This window comes from Gillisella terrae, from assembly GCF_004801395.1.
Lineage (GTDB): Bacteria > Pseudomonadota > Alphaproteobacteria > Rhizobiales > Rhizobiaceae > Allorhizobium > Allorhizobium terrae.
This window is the reverse complement of the sequence record NZ_SSOA01000002.1, coordinates 36,418-53,906: the sequence shown is the minus strand read 5'-3', so window position 1 is coordinate 53,906 and position 17,489 is coordinate 36,418. Positions and strand designations below refer to the sequence as shown.

The following is a 17,489-nucleotide window of genomic DNA, read 5'->3' as shown; positions in this document are numbered from 1 at the left end:
ATGGCAATTTCTTACTGGTTAGGTGTTATATCGCTTCAATGGAGAAATCAGAAGAGATGAAATCTAAGAGTCAGATAGCGAGAACGCCTCCTCCTGATGTGCGCCTTGAACTACGCCGCGAAGTTGGCTTCGGTTGCCCCCTTTGTGGAAATCCGCACTTGGAATATCATCACTTTGACCCACCTTGGCGAATTAATAAGCACCATAGTGCAGAAGGAATGATTGCATTATGCGCAAGACATCACAACGAGGCTGACTCTGGTGCATTTACTAATGAACAATTGAGGAATTTAAAAAAGAACAACCACACTCGCGTTCAAAGTAAATTCAATTGGCGCCGAAAGCACACCGTTTTTGCTTGTGGTGGGAACTATGCATACGATTGCACTGCGATGCTGACTGCTCGTGGCATAGATATGATATATTTCGAAAAGGACGACGATGGTTATGATACACTTTCTCTGAAAATTTATGATACGTGCCTAAATCCAATAGCCGTAATGCGAAAAAACGATTGGATTTGCCGAAATAATGTAGATGAAATTGAAGCTACACCTAGGACGCCTAAGCTCATTATAAAATCGAAAATACATAGAATTGATTTTGAGTTATTTTTTAAAGACAGAGGAAATATGAATGAAACGGAAATTAAAGTCTTAGATGATTTCAATATTCCAGAATATGAAGAAGCATTGCTCGTCAAAGTGCGAGGGAAATTACCAGCGCCATGCTCAGCTATTTTTTCGGACGACAGATTAATAGTAGACGGTAGACTATTTTTTTCAGGCAATAAATTCATAAGCTCTAATAAAGCTATTGTTCTTGGGTAAAAATCACATTAAACATACAGTTATCACGCCACAAATTTGTCTGATCCTGATAATTTTCCAATGTCTGAAGAGCAGTTGGCAAAGGCACCGCATATGTCGCGGGTGAATATAATCCGTCGCGTTTTGTCGCTAACGCAGGAAGAGTTTTCGGCTCGTTACCAGATTCCGCTCGGAACCTTGCGCGATTTGGAGCAGGGGCGCTCTGAGCCCGATTTGGCGGTAAAGATTACTTCATCCGGCTGCCGGTGGGAGAGAAGAAAAAACGCTGATAGCATTGCAACTCGTTTACTGCAAAATTCCTTAAACTGGCGTCGATTTTGAGCAAGGCGTCGCGTCAACGCTCTTCTCCCAAAGGGGAGAAGTCGAGGACCGAGGGATGAGGGGGCTACTGGTGCGCGACAGGCTATTCCTACAGCGCCGCACGCCAAATATGGTGCCATAGTACACGACACAAACGCCTTTATGTGCCGTTTACCCCCCCTCTGGCTTGCCAGCCATCTCCCCCACAAGGAGGGAGATCGGATAGGCGCTCCCGCTCGTTTTTAACAATGAACCTGTGATTTCCGACACATAGGACGTATGCTGTTGAGCAATAGGGTTGCTTTTTGTCGATCTCCCTCCTTGTGGGGGAGATGCCCGGCAGGGCAGAGGGGGGTGAGCTACACGGTAAAACCTATGCGTCGTGTACTGTGATATGGCGCACGAAGGACGCTGTAACACTTTAAATCTGCTGCATAATTTTTACCTTAAATCGATTCCGATTTAAGGACTTATGCAGTAGTTTCTCGCATCAAGCGCCGACTTTCAAAGCACTCACCCGAAACATACGTGCAAAGAACGCATCATCTGACAGGCGGCGGAGCAAAAGCGCGATCAAACCCGTTGCCACCACGGCAAATGCGAGCCTGCCGAATAGCACGCCATAGACATCAGCCCCCAGCGCCATCACCACAAGCGTGTCTTCGATCACGCTATGGGCAAAGCCCATGAACACACAAGAGAGAAAAATCTGGCGTGGTGGAATGGTGCCGGATTGGGCTTCGCGGATCAAAAGGCCACCGCCATAGGAAATGCCCAGAAACAGGCCAACAGCGGTGAGATGGCCAGCTTCGCCGCGAATACCAGCCAGACGCAGAGCCGGGGAGAGCACTTTCATCAGCCACGCCAGAACACCCGTTGCTTTTAGCAGTTCAAGCCCCCAGAACAGCACAAACAGGATGACAAACATCCAGACCATGGTTTCCCCTAGCCCGAGGAAATAAGCGCCCCAATCGGGCGTATTGCTGATCGGAACCCAGACCGGATTGACCGGTTCAGACAGCCAGCCTGTCAGCGCCAGCAGATGATGCAACAAAAATGCGTAGATCATGCCGCCAACAATGCGCAGAACGGTGGTGATAACCATGCCCGGCCCGGCCTTTTGAATGATTTTTTGCTCAATCGGCAGCGCATGGGCGAACAGGATCAGAGCCGAAAACACGGTAATATCCGCAAGGCTCAAGGATGACACCGGCACGAGCGTAAAAAGAAGCGGCACAGCGCCCCAAATGCCAACAAGCATGCCTGTCAGCCAGGCCAACCCCAGCGCTGGCGGCAGGCCAAACAGGCTCATGATCGGCTCAAACACCGGCGAAATGGCCTTGATCACGCCCATTCGAGATAGCACTTCGGTCAAAATGGTGATCGGAATGGTGATCCGGATCAAAACCCAATAAATCTCTGTTATATCGCGTGTTTTTCGAAGGGCAGGGGCAAGGAATGGCACGGGAATCTCCTCATCGTTGGCCAGTTGTTCCTACCCTAATCCGCTTCGCATTTTTGGTCAGAGATTGCGCTTTCTTGCAATTTTATTGCAAAAGTCGCTTTTGACTGGTTAAGCTGGCACCATGGACAGGATTGATCGAAAAATACTCGCCCTTTTGCAGCGCGATGCATCGCGCACAAACGTTGAAATCGCGGAAGAGGTGGGCTTATCTCCGTCCAGCTGCCTGCGGCGCACCCAGCGCCTGCACAAATCCGGCATTATCGAAAAAATCGTGGCAATCCTGAACCCGACAAAGTCCGGTCGCGTGATCAAGGCGCTGGTGACGGTGGAGCTGAAACTGCATGGCGAGCAGCATATGCGCCGCTTTCTGGATATCGTCGTTCACGAGGAAGCAGTGTCCCAGGCCTATGCCGTGACCGGTGAGACCGACGTTGTTTTAATGCTGCGGCTGCGTGACATGGAGGAATTCGATGCGCTGTGTGATCGGCTGTTTCGCGACGAGATCAATGTGGCACGTTTCGTCACCATGATGGTGATCAAGACCGCGAAAGAGGAAACAGCCATACGGCTTTGACGACGCGATGTCCTGATAGCACTTGGAAATAGAATGAACCCACCCCAGTTCAATAAAGAAATCAGATAAGGAAGGTTATGGAACTTTAATTAGTATCCTGATCGATGAACGGCTCTATTCTACACCAATGCAAGGACGCGTGAACATTAAATCTCTCCTGATGCCTCGCGGCGGCGCTGGTCGAGTTCTTCACTGTAGCGACGCAATGTGTGGCTCTCTGTGAGCAATCCGATGGGCTTGACCTGCCCGAGATCATTCACCACGGCCAACGCTTCACTGTGGGTCGCGTCAAAAATCGCGGCCGCCTGTTTGACGTTCATGGTTGGCAGCAAAACGTCTTTGGTGTAGCGCAGATAGCTTTCCAGCGTGCGCTCATCGCCGTTGCGGTCCATGGGATCGGCATAGACTTCCGGCACCAGCACAATGCCCTTGTAGCGGCCTTCATCATTGACCATGATGACGCGCTGCGTGGAGCCAAGCGGAAAACGCTTGTTGAATTCATCCAGCCCCATAGAGAGTTTGGCGGTGCGAACATCGGCGCGCATCATCTTATTAACGGTCAAATCGCGTATCCAGCCAACATCATGAGCGCTGCGAATGGTTTCACCGCGCAAATGAAAACGCCATGTGGCAAAGGAATAACCAAAGGACACGCGCACCACCAAAGATGCCGTGACAACAGCCGCAAGCACCAGAGCGGTAATGGGAAAATCGCCGGTCAACTCCAGCGCCAGAAAGGTCATGGTCAATGGACCGCCAATGACAGAAGCTGCAAAAGCGCTCATGCCAACCACGGCATAAACCGTCGGAGTCAGTGTCAATTGCGGAAAGAAATCCGCGCCAAACACGAATATTTTGCCCAGCAGTGCGCCCATAAACAGCGACGCAAAGAACAGACCGCCGCGAAAGCCTGAGCCAATCGACACCGCACTGGCAAGCGACTTCAGCATGAAAAGCATCACCAGCGCGCCAAGGGGTGAATGCGAATTGAGGTTGAGATGTAGCGCGCCGTGGCCGCTCGATAGCACCTGTGGCGACACAAGCCCCAGCAGCCCCACAACGATGCCACCAAGAAAGGGTCTGAACACTTGCGAAATCGAGCTTCTGCGAGCCGTTTCTTCAATGAAAGACACCGCCTGCATAAGCACAATACCAATGGCGGCGCAGATAATACCAAGGACGATCGTCGGCACATAATCCAGCGGTGTCACAACACCCATCACACCGACATCGATGGAAAGTCCATGATGGGCGATCTGATTAGCCACCAGATTGGACACCAGCGCAGAGACAATCACCGGAGCGAGGGTGATGACCGTATAAGAGCCGATAATCAGCTCAATCGCATAAAAAGCCCCCGTCAATGGCGCATCAAAGGCCGCGGCAATGGCACCCGCCGCGCCACAGCCAACCAGAATGCGCATGTCCCCTCGCCGCAGTTTCAGCTTGATCCCCAGCTTGGAGGCCGCACCGGAAGCAATCTGCGTGTAGCCTGCCTCAAGCCCCACGGAGGCACCAAACCCATTGGAAATGATGTTCTGCACGCTGACAATAATGCTGTCGGTGAGCGACAGGCGTCCACCATGCAGGGCGTTGGCCTCAATTGGGTCAACCATCGGCTTTTTACGGGTCTTGGACAGGATAAACACCACAATACCAAGCAAAATGCCGCCGATAATCGGTCCAAACAGCACAATCGGGCCGCTAACTTGACTGCCGCTCAAGGTATCATCAACACCAAAAACCCAAAAATGCAGGCTTTCACTGAGGAAACGAACCAGAGAAACAAGAAGACCTGCCAAAACGCCCGTACACACGGCAAGCACCACCAGCGACAGCTCACCACGCCTAAACATGGCCTGTAGCCGCGAGCGCCGCATATTATCCAGAAAGCTGGCAATACCGGGAGATTGGAATGGCTTGTTCAACATCGAAACTTCACCCGATCACGGGCTGGTTGGATCAAATTTCAAATGTCACCAGACTGGTTTCAAATTGCATCTGATCATAGGCAGGTTCTACATTGGCAGGCGTTTCACTCATGACTCTGTCGTAATCAAGCGGAATATGCATGTGAGTCAAAATAGCGCGCTGAGGTGACAGGGTTTTGATCCAACCAAGCGCCTGCTCCAGCGAGAGATGGCTTGGATGTTCTTTGTATTGCAAGGCATCAATCACCAGCACATCCAAGCCCGACAAGCGCTGCACCGTTTCCGCCGGGAAGTCGGAAATATCGCTGCAATAAGCCACATTGCCGATGCGAAAGCCCAAAGACGTGATATCACCATGATGCTGCAACAGCGGCAGCAGAGGGATGCTCCCCCCCTTCCCTTCAATCACCACCGGCTGATCCAGTGTTTCAATCACATGCGGTTCCACAATCGGTGGATAGCTGCTGCCCTCTGGTGTTTTCAGGCAATAGCCGAAACCGGCCTCAATGCGACGCATGGTTTCAGAATCAGCATAGATTGGAATGCGCCGCCGCTGGATCATGGCATAGCCACGCAAATCATCAATACCGTGCAGGTGATCCGCATGGGCATGGGTGTAGACGACAGCGTCAATTTCGCTGACGCCTGCACGCACCATCTGTTCGCGCACATCAGGGCCGGTATCCACCAGAACCGTGGTTTTGCCGCCGTCCTCATGCCATTGCTCAATGAGAAACGCAGCCCTTGTGCGCCGATTTTTCGGGTTATCGGGATTGCAATTGCCCCACTCACCATTGATCCGCGGAACGCCCGGCGAAGAGCCACATCCCAAAATGGTGAAACGACGGCGATAGGTCATGGATCAATCATAGCCTTGGCATTTTGGAAAACAGCTTCAACGCATTGTCCGTGGTGATTTTTGCCATTTCGGCATAGCTCAACCCCTTCACCTCGGCCAGCACTTCGGCGGTGTTGACCACGTAAGAAGGCTCATTTTGCTTGCCGCGCCAGCGCTTGGGCGCAAGATAGGGCGCATCTGTTTCCACCAACAGGCGATCGAGCGGAACATCCTTGGCAATATCGCGAAGCTCTTGCGACTTCGGAAATGTTAGAATGCCTGAGAACGAGATATAGCCTCCAAGCTCAACCCCGGTTTTGGCCAGCGCTTCACCAGCAGAGAAGCAATGCAGAATGAAGGGGAAGGCCCCCTTGTCTGTCTCTTCCGTCAAAATCGCTGCCATGTCCTCATCCGCACTGCGGCTGTGGATCACCAGCGGCAATTGGGTTTGGCGTGAAGCATCAATATGGCGCAAAAAGCCCGTTTTCTGGTCTTGCGGCGTTTGCGTATCGTAAAAATAATCCAGACCGCATTCGCCGATCGCCACGATTTTGTCATGGGCATTGGCCAGTCGCACCAGATCATCTGCTGAAATATCCAGCTCTTCATTGGCATTGTTCGGATGGGTGCCAACCGAGCAGAACACCGATGGATAGCGCTGCGTCAATGCCAGCAGCGCATCCAACTTTGCCACGCGTGTCGAAATTGTCACCATCTGCTTTACGCCAGCATCATGGGCGCGCTTGACGAGTTCGTCTCGCTCGCTGTCGAAATCGGCAAAATCCAGATGGCAATGGGTATCAATCAGCATGGTGTCTCAAGCCTTTTCAGGGGCAACATAGCGTGGAAACACCGGAGTAGGTGCTTCCAGAACGGTTCCGGGTGTCAGGCGACCCGCCTCGCCCAGCTTGGCAAAGCTGCGATCTTGTGGTGCCACGGCCACGAGATCAAGAAGCTTTGCCGCACTGTCTGGCATGATCGGCTGAAACAGAATGGCAATCTGGCGCACCACTTCGGCGGTGACGTATAGCACCGTTTCCATGCGTGGCACATCCGTCTTGCGCAGCACCCATGGCTCTTGAGCCGCGAAATAGCGGTCTGTTTCGTTGACGATGTTCATGATGGCCGCAACAGCTTTGTGAACCTGCTGGGTCGCCATTTCGTCGCGGCAAATGGTGATCGCAGAATCGGCAACAGCCAGAATAGCCTTGTCGGCTTCAGTCAATTCGCCGGGCTGCGGAATTTTGCCATCGCAATTCTTGACGATCATCGACAAGGAACGGCTGGCAAGATTGCCAATGCCATTGGCGAGATCGGCATTGATGCGGGTGCCAATGCCCTCTTCCGAATAGCTGCCGTCCTGTCCAAACGATACTTCGCGCAAGAAGAAGAAACGCACCTGATCGAGACCAAAGTGATTGACCAGATTAACCGGATCAACAACATTGCCCAGCGACTTCGACATTTTCTCGCCCTTGTTGAGCAAGAAGCCGTGCGCATAGATCCGCTTTGGCAGCGGCAAACCGGCAGACATCAAAAACGCTGGCCAGTACACCGCGTGGAAGCGAATAATATCCTTGCCGATGATATGGGCGTCGGCTGGCCAATATTTGGCGCGCGGGCCATTTTCATCGGTCAAATAGCCGGTTGCGGTGATGTAATTGGTCAGCGCATCGACCCAGACATACATGACGTGCTTGTCGTCGCCGGGCACCTTGATGCCCCAGTCAAACGTGGTGCGCGACACCGACAAATCCTTAAGGCCGGATTTGACAAACGACATCACTTCATTGCGGCGCTCATTGGGGCCAATGAAATCGGGTTGGTCTTCGTACAGTTTCAGCAGCTTGTCTTCATAGGCTGAGAGCTTGAAGAAATAGCTTTCCTCTTCCACCCATTCCACGGGTGTGCCTTGTGGCCCATAGCGTACGCCATCGCGCACCGAGGTTTCATCCTCGGTGTAATAGGCCTCGTCGCGCACCGAATACCAGCCAGCGTAGCTATCCTTATAGATATCGCCATTGGCTTCCATTCGCTTCCAGATCGCCTGGCTAGCCTCATGATGGCGCGGCTCGGTGGTGCGAATGAAATCGTCGTTGGAAGCATTCAGCAGCTTGCCCATTGCCCGGAATTCATCGGAATTGCGCTTGGCCAGCTCTTCCGGCGTAATGCCTTCATTGCGCGCGGTCTGCTGCATTTTCTGACCGTGCTCATCTGTGCCGGTCAGAAAGAACACATCCTTGCCATCGAGGCGCTGAAACCGCGCAATAGCGTCGGTTGCGATCAACTCATAGGCATGGCCAATGTGCGGCTTGCCGTTTGGATAGGAAATGGCGGTGGTAATGTAGAATGTGTCTTTCATGGATCGGCCTTTGGAGTCCGCGTCTTGTCTTTATAAAGTGTATGCCGCTCTTAACGCATGTTGGCACTATGCGAAACAACAAGTTTTTAAAGCGCCATGCGATTTATTGGATTGCGCAACGATTGTGCATGTCTGGTTCTATCTCTCTCCTAAACACCGTTTGCGCAAAGATGCGGATTGCACTTGACCAGATTGCCCTGCATTTGGTTCACTGCATTTACGGTGCTGCTCTGCGCCCCATGCCGGAGAAACAAATATCTGACCTAGAGGAAATTTCAGGGAGTCTTTTCTTCATTGAGGCAAAAACAAGACCAGAAAATCTTTGGCTGCCTATCGCCAGAAGTGGTATAGCCTCCTAACTATTTGAAAATACGTCATTCATCGTGAGTCCATGGCTGAAAGCTCTTTAGATCAGGTCGAGAACACACAGGGTGGCACACCCGGAGACATAGTTTGCTGACAAATTTTTCTTTTGACCCGCTGCTATCGCTTTCCGGCTTTCTCGTTGGATCTCTGGTGGGTATTACGGGTGTGGGTGGAGCATCACTGATGACCCCGCTCATGGTTCTTCTTTTTGGAATTCACCCGACCACAGCGGTTGGAACAGACCTTCTCTACGCCGCCATTACCAAAATGGCCGGCACGGCTGTTCACCATCGCCACGGCCATATTCGTTGGCGCCTGGTGGGGCTTCTGGCTTTGGGCAGCATACCAGCAACCGCCATCACCCTTTGGGTTATGAGTGGCATGGATCGCAAGAGCGCCCATTCTGTGGCGATTTTGACCACAAGCCTCGGCATCATGCTGATGATAACGGCTTTGATCCTGCTGTTTCGCGATCTTTTGATGCGTTATGAAATGCAATGGCTGAAAAGACACAGCACGCCAAGCCCCAGAACAATTGATGCGGCCACGCTGCTACTGGGCATTATTTTGGGTGTGCTGGTCACGATGACCTCGGTTGGCGCTGGAGCCATCGGCGTCACCGCCCTGCTTTTTCTTTATCCGCGCGCCAAAATCAATGACATCGTTGGTTCAGACATTGCGCATGCCATACCGCTGACCTTACTTGGCGGCCTGGGCTATTGGATGATTGGCGATGTGAACTGGCTTTTGCTGATTTCGCTGCTGATCGGGTCGATTCCCGGTATCATTCTGGGCAGCTATGCCGCGCCAAAACTGCCAGAAAAAGCCGTGCGCACCACCCTTGCCATCGTGCTGGTGATTGTGGCCTTAAAACTTATCACTCATTGAGTGGACTGCTGTGGCTGCCCTCACGCAGCCACTTCAGCCAACACTTCCAGCAAGCTTTGCTTGCGATCAAGATTATAGGCAGACGCAACGCCGAGTTTTTCAATAATGCCACTGGAAAGCCGCGACAGTTTTTCGGCGCGGTTGATATCGCCCGCCATTGCGGCGTGCTTTGCATTATCCATCAGAAATTCGGTGATGTGCTCAATGAAAAATTGAAAAATAACGTCACTGTCCTTGGCCGATAGCACATCGGCCAGCTTGTGCATCTGTCTTCGCGCCGCAGGCCCTTGATTGGCCAACATGTCATTGAAAGAATTGATAATATCCACACCGCCATAATTGATCAGTTTCAGCGCTTGCGACACGCTGCCTTTGGCATCGGTTGCCAGCATGGCGGCCTGTTCGGGCGAGATCCGTGTGCCAAGATGCGATAAGGCCTGGGTAAGATCCGGCACGCTTAACGGATTCAGCTTCAAAGGCATGCAGCGCGAGCGAATCGTCGGCAAGAGCTTGCCCGGTGCATGCGACAGCACCAGAAACAGTGACCGTTTTGGCGGCTCTTCCAGCACTTTCAAAATGGCATTTGCCGCATTGCGGTTCATATCATCGGCAGGATCAAGAATCACGATGCGCCAATTGCCACTGCCGGAGGTTTGAGAGAAGAAATGCCCCGCTTTGCGCACCTCTTCCACCGTGATGTAGGATTTTACCTTGCCGGTTTTTTCATCGACCGGGCGGCTCAAATGGAGCAGATTATGGGACGCACCAGAGGCAATTTGCCGTCCTACCAAGGAATCCTGATCGGGATCAGACAGCACAACGGGGGCAGCTTCTGGCTCTGGATGCGACAAAACATGATGGGCAAAGCGAAACGCCAGCGTTGCCTTGCCAATGCCCTGCGGTCCTTCGATCAGAATGGCGTGGTGCAGTTTGCCCGATTGATAGGAACGCGCCAGGAAATTCTCGGCATCATTGTGACCAAACAGCCTTGTGTTGGCAAAGGGTGCAATGGCCCCATCCAGAATACCGGGTGTTTCCATATCAGTTCACCTTTTTCGCATCATGCTCAAAGCCGCTCAAAAGCGGCTGCAACACCTCGAAAATATCCTCTTCGATCTGCCCGATCTCAGCCTGCGCATTGACAACGCGGCAGCGGTGCGGCTCCGCCTTGGCAATCATCAAGAAAGCATCGCGGCGACGTTCATGGGTTGCCAATTCCTCTTTTTCGAAGCGATCAGGGGTATTTTCGCCAGCATCCCCTGCCCGCTTTTGTGCGCGTGCCAGACCGGCCTTGGCCGGAAGGTCGAGAATAATGGTCAGATCCGGCACAACGCCGTTCACCGCCAAACGCTGTAACTCTTCAATAAAGGCGGGTTGCAGATTGCCTGTCGCCCCTTGGTAAACACGGGAGGAATCCATGAAGCGGTCACACAACACAATATCACCGCGCAACAGGGCCGGGCGCACCAGCGTTTCCACGTGATCGTTGCGGGCAGCAGCAAAGAGAATTGCCTCCATCTCCACCCCGAATGGCTCGGCAGCACCAGACAAGAGAACATGCCGCAGCGCTTCGGCGGCGGGCGAGCCGCCCGGCTCCCGCGTTACCACCACCGAAAAGCCCAAAGCCGTCAGGCGCGCCTGCAACAGCTTGATCTGGGTGGATTTACCTGCCCCCTCGCCGCCTTCAAAAGTGATGAACAATCCACGACCCAATGCCAATTTTACGCTCTTTCTTTCGCCCAACTCTCTGGGCGTCAGGTTTGAATGGTTGCTGTTTATCGCAAGCCGCAAAGACGCGAAACCTCTGCATGCTCAAACGAACGCAGAAATGGTCCTTTGTTGGCACTTAAACCCACGAAAACAGCAATTCCACCAAGGCGTCACGCACCCGCTTCATCAAAGCACCGAGCTTTGAAGGCTCCACCGCCTGCAAAGGCAAATCGCGCAACTCTTTATCGCCAAGCAGAATGTGAAGGCGCGCCACCTCCTGCCCTTGCTCGATGGGCGGGCGCAAGGGCCAACGATAAACAAGCTTTGCTGTCAGCTTGCCCGCCGCATCCTTTGGCACGTAAACATCCACGGCCTGCGGAGAGGCCAAAGAAATTTCGCCGGGTTCGCCGCCATAGACACTCGCTTTGCCCACGATCTGCCCGGCCTCAAACAACCGCTTCTTCTCAAACGCGGAAAAACCCCAGGCAAACGCTCTTGCGGCATCATCGCGCCGGGTCTGTTCGGTGGCGCTTCCGGCCAATGCCAGATAGAGCCGCACACCGTTTTGCTCGGCGGAGGCCACTATAGAATAGCCCTCGCCCTCAGCAAAACCGGCGACCAACCCATCAACGCCCGGCACCTGCCCCAACAGCGGGTTGCGATTGCGCTGCGTGATGCGGTTCCACTCGAACTCAGGCTGGGAGTAGAGCTTGTAGAACTCAGGATAGGTGTTTTTGATGTGCTCTGCCAACGTGATCAAGTCACGGGCGCTGACCTTATTGTCCGGGTTTGGCAGGCCCGTGGCATTGGCGAAATGGCTATCTTTCAAACCAAGGGCAATGGCCCGCTCGTTCATCAATTTTACAAAATTCTCTTCAGATCCTGCCATGCCCTCGGCCAGAATAAGGCAGGCGTCATTGGCCATCTGCACCATGACACCCTTGAGCAAAGCCTCGACGGGAACGCGGGAGCGCACGGCTGCAAACATGGCAGCGGTGCGCGAGGGGGCGCCACCCGTGCGCCAGGCATATTCCGACACAGGAAATTCTTGCGTCAGCGAGAGCTTGCCGGATTTCAAGGCATCCAGCACAAGTTCCACTGTCATTAATTTTGAGAGCGAGGCCGAACTGAAAGGTGTTGATGTATTTTTCTCAAAGAGAACACTGCCGGTCTCTTCTTCAACCAACAACACCTGCTTGGCTTCTGTGGCAAACACCGCTGGCGCTGACGAATTGGACGCAGGCCTATCTGTTGCGGCAGGCGGGTTTTGCGAAAACGCAGGCGTGGCAAGCTGCACACCTGCAAAAGCCAGCACAACAAAGGCGCTGGCAAACCCAAGGGCATTTTTTTTGATCGGCAAGCTCAGATGCATTGCCACCTCTTGCAAAAACGTTGGACGCATCCGCGCCAAACGCCTGTTTTCAGGAAGAAATCACAGCATAAAAGAATCGCTCTGCTTCTTCCCATGCTTAGATTTTCCAGCTGGCCGGGTCCAGAAAAATCTAAGCCGCTTACGTCCCAATGCCCGATGGACCAACAACCCAACCCGGCGGCAAGCCGCCGTTGGAACGCGGTGCAGCAGGCTTGGCTGGCGTTGTACGAGCAGGCTTTGGCGCATAAGATGGTGCTTCATTGCGCGCAACGGAAACCGCTGGCGTATGGCTGCGCGTTACAGGAGCACTCCAGGAAGCCTCCCGGCGCTGGGCTGGCATAGGCACAGCTTCGTTATGCGATGCAATCGCGACGTCTGCATGGGTTGCTGGCTTGGTATAGGCCATAGCTGGCGATGGGGCGGCGGTTGGCTTCGCTGATTTTGCGATTGGCCGAGGCGTTTCTGCCGGGCCAGCGAAGCGACCAAAGAAGCTCTCCTTTGGTGCAACTGGCGCATTGGAAGCCACCATCACGCCGCTTGCAATCTGACCACCGCCCATGGGATCGATGCCCGGGCCGCGCTGGCCTTTACGCACATAAGAGGCCATCAAATAAGGCATGTCATGACCGCTCATATCCGCAGGACCGACATATTTTACCCGCACATGGGCTGTGCCATGGCCTTTCACGTCCAGCAACTGTGCCGCCTTTTCCGAAAGGTCGATCAAGCGATTGGCATGGAATGGTCCGCGGTCATTGACGCGAACGATCACCGAGCTTCCGGTATCAAGATTGGTTACGCGGGCATAGCTGGGCAGCGGCATGGTGGGGTGAGCAGCAGAAATGCCGTATTGATCATACACTTCACCATTGGCGGTGTAGCGACCATGGAAGGCCGAACCATACCACGAGGCCAGGCCGGTTGCGTCATAATTGGGATTTTCGCGGGGCTTATAAACCTTGCCAGCAACCACATAGGGATCACCAACCAAACGGCGACCGCCACCTTTCGGCACAGGACCACCATTTACCACGCGCGGGCTGGCCTTTACGCCATAAGCGGATTCGGCGAAATATTCCTTGCTGCGCTTTTTGGAGCTGCTGACCTTGTCACCAGAATGCGTGGTGCCGCACGAAGCCACGGCTGCACCTGCCATAACCACAACGGCCAAACGCAGCGAGACTGAAACTGGACCACGAACTTTCAAGATACTCATCCCCATCAACGTACCAAGACACCGGCTTGTACCGCGACGCGGTCACTCACACCTGAAACACACATTACTGTCCCCGAATGAAACAGATCGTGCCATAATCTACATGGGGACAAAATGGCAAAAATACGATTATGGTTAAAGCCTTTATTGAATAACTTGTTGCTATGGTTAATGAATTACTAATTACGACCACCAAGGCCAGGTCGCCACATTCTCAAAATCACCGGTAATTCGCTGCTGAAATCGCGCACTGAAGCAATGAACTTTGATGCCTTCATCCTGCGTTTCCTGTGTTTTCTACTAGGATAAAACCCCAGCCACTCCGCACTCTTTGGGCTGCATAAAACAAGCTCTGATATATCAGCGCAAACCACATATGTTAATTTCCACTATCTGCCCCTGATATATCAGTTGGTGAATTTTTGAAAAATCCGCTATAGACGGACAAATTCAGGGCGCGTTGATCGGCTTTTGGGGAGAGCGCATGTCGGACATTCAAACATCGCAGAGTAGCAACGCCTATCGCGCGTTGGAGCATTTGATTGTGACCCTCAAGCTCGCCCCCGGCGAAAAGGTGACGGAAAAGCAGCTGATCGAGCTTGCAGGCCATGGCCGCACGCCGGTGCGCGAGGCAATTCAGAAATTGGAATGGCAAGGGCTGATTGTGGTGCGCCCGCGCGTTGGGCTGCAAATCTCGCAGATTGCGCCAGAACACCACAGCCAGATCATGACTGTACGCCAACAATTGGAACCCCTGGCTGCGGCCCTCGCCGCCACCAACGCCAGCGCGGAACAGCGACAAGCCTTGGTTCAATGCGCCAAAGCCATGACGGGTGCCGCAACAGAAGGCAGCATTGACGACTTTCTGGCCGCCGACAAAGTGTTTGACGAAATTCTGGAAGCCGCCTGCCCCAACCCCTTCCTCACCGCCTCGCTGCAACCCCTCCAAACGCACTCCCGCCGGATTTGGTATTCAACAGCAACGCTGGAGAAGATGGACCGCTCGGTGTCGCTGCATGTGGGGGTTATTCGGGCGATTAAGGATGGGGATGAGGGTGCTGCGAAGGCAGCGATGGTGGCGTTGTTGGGATACTTGGACCGGGGACAAACTGCTACTATGTGAGACAATAAGCCGTGCCAAATTTAAAATCACTTTGCAAAGATTCGAATTAAAACACGGGGGCCGGGAGCGGAATTGCCGCTTTACGTGATAAGTAATGGGTTTAGCTAACGCGGCGCCAAAAGTAGCGGCATGCACCGGCCCCTGTAGATCAACAGCTTGTCAATACTGTCATGTGGTTTACGACGATATTAACCAACGAACGGACGATCTACGGACGGGTTAGAGATGAAATCAGCCACTCGAGTTCCCTCCGAGCGGACGAGAGGACGCTTGCGTAAGAACTGACTGTCGTCATGTCCGTCCCATATCTCTTGTCCATAGCAGCTGCGGCACCTTTACCGATCATCAATATCCTCAACGGGCTACTTGACGTGATCGTCCCCGACAAGTCATCACGATATTGCTCGGCTTGAGCAATGTCATCCCGAGAAATCGGATGGTTGGGGCGTTTAAACTCAATAAGCAGATAGCTGTCGGCTAGATCCTGCGACAAAAGAAGATCAGGTCGCTTCGACGCCCGTTCGCCCACAAATTTCTTGTCACTATAGTTCGCGATGACTCGTTTCAATGTGGTGTTTGATGACATTAGAGCGTACTGGCGACCAAGAAGCCACAAATTCGTCTCGAAAGCCTTATGAACATCCATTTCAAGGGTCGCCTCGTTGTTAATAAGCTCCTCCAGATAGTCCAGAAATCTCAACCGTCTGGTCGCTTGTGCAGCGATCCCAGAGAGCTCAACTATACCAAAATCTTCAAGCGCCGCTGCAAAGGAACTGACATCTGTGCGGTCGGTGGCATTTATCCGCTCGAGTACGGCCCAGTAGGCATCATGTTCCATTGCGTCAAGCGCGACCTCTGCGATAGTCGCAATGCGCTCTTCACTTTCCCTATAGAAACGCTGTAGAATTCTATGTAGCGCTTCCTCAGCATACCGTCGGCGATGCTCCGGAAGGTCTTTCAACCTAGCATCCAACTGCTTCTTCAATCGAGCTAGCTGAAGGCTCATATCGCGAGAGTGGCTCTCCTTAAGCGCTTCTTTGACAATCGACTTCACATAAGATTGGACTTCCTGAAACGCCTTGCTATTCTCAATTACCCCACCCCAATCGGCAGTTACGAAATGGTCGCTTCCCTCGAGCTGCACCTCTCCGTAAACTCTACTCAACAGCTTGACGGGAATTTCCTCGTCATCATCTAAGCCGAACATCATCGGCTTCCCGACGACTTTTCCGTCAACCTTGAGCACTATGCCCGGTGATTTGGGTGCTTTCTTGCCGTCTGCAATGGTAAACTTCAGGCGAGCTGAGCCGCTCTCTGCAAGAGTTTTCTCATGTTCTTTTAATACGCCCGGAACATCATCTACCGACAACTGCACCTCATTTACAAATACCTTGAAGGCATCCTCCCGGCCGTATTCGTGGACGAGGATCTCTCGAAAACGATCGGGCGTAGGAAAATTCAATCGGCTATCGAGACCGGACAGAATGATTGTCGTGCCTGCATGAGCTTCGCCTGCATCCTCCTCGATGAATGGTAGAGGCACAGCTTCCAGATCGTTCTCATTCTGGGCTAAAACGAGCTTGTCTATCGTCAGGTTGCATTTCCGACCTCGGGCGACAGCTGAAACATCCATCCTGCTTGCCAATGACAGACCGGCGAACTTACCGATGCCCTTACGACCCTTGACTTTCCGCTTGAGTACAGGTGTCCTTTCGCCTGTGCGTGCCCGCTTATCGCTGGCAATGTTCAGATATTCTTTCCTCATTTCCAGAGATGTCATTCCAGAACCGTCATCCCGGACAATAATCGGATCAGTCGACATAGGCGTAGGCAATGTGATCCAGACATTTTCGGCATCAGCATCCCATGCGTTGTCTACCAATTCTTTTAGGGCTGCCTCACTCGATCGATAGGTTTCACCAAGAAGTCTTGTCAGACGCGTATTAACTGAAAAATGCACATCATTCATAAAACGCGTTCCCCAACCCGCATATAAATCATAGATAGCAGAAAAAATAAGTGTGCGTAACCTTCATCGACAAGCCCCCCACAGGAAACAGTGCGGCCTGGAATGAACCAAATAAGGAAATTGACCCTAACGTTAACCGTTATCTCGAACTGGACCGGACGTCGCGTGTTTTCTGCTGAACGACCGCGGCGTGTATTCACACCTATCGACCTGTTACGACAGTGCCGATCGTTAAGTTTTACCAGTCGCAGATTGATGGCTTCCCTTCGATCACGAGATCAAAAGGCTCTCATTCATTTCCATTCTTCTCCATCGAGATAGAAAGAAATTGTCATGTCAGAAATTAAAGCCAACCATGCCGATGCTCAACGCAGCCAGTCTGCTCACCTAGACCTAAGAAAATTCGACCCCGAAGCTTTCCACCACGATATAACACCTCGGTTCAGTTACAGAGCACGGATATCCGCAACGAGGGCGCAAAGCTGACAACGCCTCGTCACATGACATAAGCGCAATTTATGCGCTTCTCTTATCGCTTAAAAGCT

General features: G+C 52.7%; 14 protein-coding genes. 4 read left to right on the top strand and 10 right to left on the bottom strand.

All coding sequences use genetic code 11. The features are described from left to right. Positions 1 to 38: 38 nt before the first annotated feature. Entirely contained in the window at positions 39 to 830 is a 792-nt protein-coding gene (locus tag E6C51_RS03995; RefSeq protein WP_190235127.1) for a hypothetical protein, read from the top strand. Between the two features lie 790 nt (positions 831 to 1,620). Here the strand turns inward: E6C51_RS03995 and E6C51_RS03990 are convergent. Continuing rightward, on the bottom strand, positions 1,621 to 2,595 hold the full coding sequence (locus tag E6C51_RS03990; RefSeq protein WP_190235126.1) for a nucleoside recognition domain-containing protein: 975 nt from the start codon (positions 2,593 to 2,595) through the stop codon (positions 1,621 to 1,623). 121 nt (positions 2,596 to 2,716) lie between these two features. Here E6C51_RS03990 and E6C51_RS03985 point away from each other — a divergent pair, with 121 nt between their 5' ends. Continuing rightward, positions 2,717 to 3,169, top strand: a complete 453-nt coding sequence (locus tag E6C51_RS03985; protein ID WP_190235125.1) for an Lrp/AsnC family transcriptional regulator — start codon at positions 2,717 to 2,719, stop codon at positions 3,167 to 3,169. A gap of 146 nt (positions 3,170 to 3,315) precedes the next feature. Here the strand turns inward: E6C51_RS03985 and E6C51_RS03980 are convergent, their stop codons facing one another. Genes E6C51_RS03980 through metG form a run of 4 tightly spaced genes read right to left on the bottom strand, consistent with a single transcriptional unit; the run spans position 3,316 to position 8,300 of the window. After that, positions 3,316 to 5,100 carry a chloride channel protein gene (locus tag E6C51_RS03980; protein ID WP_190235124.1) on the bottom strand — a complete coding sequence of 595 codons (1,785 nt, stop codon included), beginning with the start codon at positions 5,098 to 5,100 and terminating at the stop codon, positions 3,316 to 3,318. 31 nt (positions 5,101 to 5,131) lie between these two features. Next, the gene (locus E6C51_RS03975) at positions 5,132 to 5,959 is read right to left on the bottom strand and encodes an MBL fold metallo-hydrolase (protein ID WP_190235123.1); all 828 of its coding nucleotides are present in this window, start codon (positions 5,957 to 5,959) and stop codon (positions 5,132 to 5,134) included. A gap of 7 nt (positions 5,960 to 5,966) precedes the next feature. Beyond that, a complete protein-coding gene (locus E6C51_RS03970; protein ID WP_190235122.1) occupies positions 5,967 to 6,749 on the bottom strand; it encodes a TatD family hydrolase in 783 nt (260 codons plus the stop codon). Between the two features lie 6 nt (positions 6,750 to 6,755). Next, a complete protein-coding gene (metG, locus tag E6C51_RS03965; RefSeq protein ID WP_190235121.1) occupies positions 6,756 to 8,300 on the bottom strand; it encodes a methionine--tRNA ligase in 1,545 nt (514 codons plus the stop codon). 453 nt (positions 8,301 to 8,753) lie between these two features. Here metG and E6C51_RS03960 point away from each other — a divergent pair, with 453 nt between their 5' ends. Further along, complete coding sequence (locus E6C51_RS03960) at positions 8,754 to 9,554, top strand: sulfite exporter TauE/SafE family protein (RefSeq protein ID WP_230987055.1); 801 nt, start codon at positions 8,754 to 8,756, stop codon at positions 9,552 to 9,554. A 20-nt stretch (positions 9,555 to 9,574) separates the two neighbouring features. Here the strand turns inward: E6C51_RS03960 and E6C51_RS03955 are convergent, their stop codons facing one another. The 4 genes from E6C51_RS03955 to E6C51_RS03940 form a co-directional block, all read right to left on the bottom strand. After that, the gene (locus tag E6C51_RS03955; RefSeq protein WP_190235120.1) at positions 9,575 to 10,594 is read right to left on the bottom strand and encodes a DNA polymerase III subunit delta'; all 1,020 of its coding nucleotides are present in this window, start codon (positions 10,592 to 10,594) and stop codon (positions 9,575 to 9,577) included. A 1-nt stretch (position 10,595) separates the two neighbouring features. Beyond that, positions 10,596 to 11,273 carry a dTMP kinase gene (gene tmk, locus E6C51_RS03950; RefSeq protein ID WP_190235119.1) on the bottom strand — a complete coding sequence of 226 codons (678 nt, stop codon included), beginning with the start codon at positions 11,271 to 11,273 and terminating at the stop codon, positions 10,596 to 10,598. Between the two features lie 127 nt (positions 11,274 to 11,400). Then, complete coding sequence (locus E6C51_RS03945; protein WP_190235118.1) at positions 11,401 to 12,636, bottom strand: D-alanyl-D-alanine carboxypeptidase family protein; 1,236 nt, start codon at positions 12,634 to 12,636, stop codon at positions 11,401 to 11,403. Between the two features lie 139 nt (positions 12,637 to 12,775). After that, positions 12,776 to 13,792, bottom strand: coding sequence for a septal ring lytic transglycosylase RlpA family protein (locus E6C51_RS03940; RefSeq protein WP_230987084.1), 1,017 nt, complete (start codon positions 13,790 to 13,792; stop codon positions 12,776 to 12,778). A gap of 553 nt (positions 13,793 to 14,345) precedes the next feature. On the opposite strand from E6C51_RS03940, the gene E6C51_RS03935 reads away from it, so the two are divergent. Beyond that, the gene (locus E6C51_RS03935) at positions 14,346 to 14,975 is read left to right on the top strand and encodes a GntR family transcriptional regulator (RefSeq protein ID WP_190235466.1); all 630 of its coding nucleotides are present in this window, start codon (positions 14,346 to 14,348) and stop codon (positions 14,973 to 14,975) included. 208 nt (positions 14,976 to 15,183) lie between these two features. Here E6C51_RS03935 and E6C51_RS03930 read toward each other — a convergent pair whose 3' ends face one another. Next, on the bottom strand, positions 15,184 to 16,944 hold the full coding sequence (locus E6C51_RS03930; RefSeq protein WP_190235117.1) for an ATP-binding protein: 1,761 nt from the start codon (positions 16,942 to 16,944) through the stop codon (positions 15,184 to 15,186). Between the last annotated feature and the right edge of the window lie 545 nt (positions 16,945 to 17,489).

What these genes read in the sequence shown, in the direction of transcription:
- metG (WP_190235121.1), bottom strand. Translation starts at nt 8,300, where the DNA reads ATGAAAGACACATTCTACATTACCACCGCCATTTCCTATCCAAACGGC.
- E6C51_RS03980 (WP_190235124.1), bottom strand. Translation starts at nt 5,100, where the DNA reads ATGTTGAACAAGCCATTCCAATCTCCCGGTATTGCCAGCTTTCTGGAT.
- E6C51_RS03945 (WP_190235118.1), bottom strand. Translation starts at nt 12,636, where the DNA reads ATGCATCTGAGCTTGCCGATCAAAAAAAATGCCCTTGGGTTTGCCAGC.
- E6C51_RS03975 (WP_190235123.1), bottom strand. Translation starts at nt 5,959, where the DNA reads ATGACCTATCGCCGTCGTTTCACCATTTTGGGATGTGGCTCTTCGCCG.
- E6C51_RS03985 (WP_190235125.1), top strand. Translation starts at nt 2,717, where the DNA reads ATGGACAGGATTGATCGAAAAATACTCGCCCTTTTGCAGCGCGATGCA.
- E6C51_RS03995 (WP_190235127.1), top strand. Translation starts at nt 39, where the DNA reads ATGGAGAAATCAGAAGAGATGAAATCTAAGAGTCAGATAGCGAGAACG.
- E6C51_RS03930 (WP_190235117.1), bottom strand. Translation starts at nt 16,944, where the DNA reads ATGAATGATGTGCATTTTTCAGTTAATACGCGTCTGACAAGACTTCTT.
- E6C51_RS03970 (WP_190235122.1), bottom strand. Translation starts at nt 6,749, where the DNA reads ATGCTGATTGATACCCATTGCCATCTGGATTTTGCCGATTTCGACAGC.
- E6C51_RS03940 (WP_230987084.1), bottom strand. Translation starts at nt 13,792, where the DNA reads ATGGCAGGTGCAGCCGTGGCTTCGTGCGGCACCACGCATTCTGGTGAC.
- E6C51_RS03955 (WP_190235120.1), bottom strand. Translation starts at nt 10,594, where the DNA reads ATGGAAACACCCGGTATTCTGGATGGGGCCATTGCACCCTTTGCCAAC.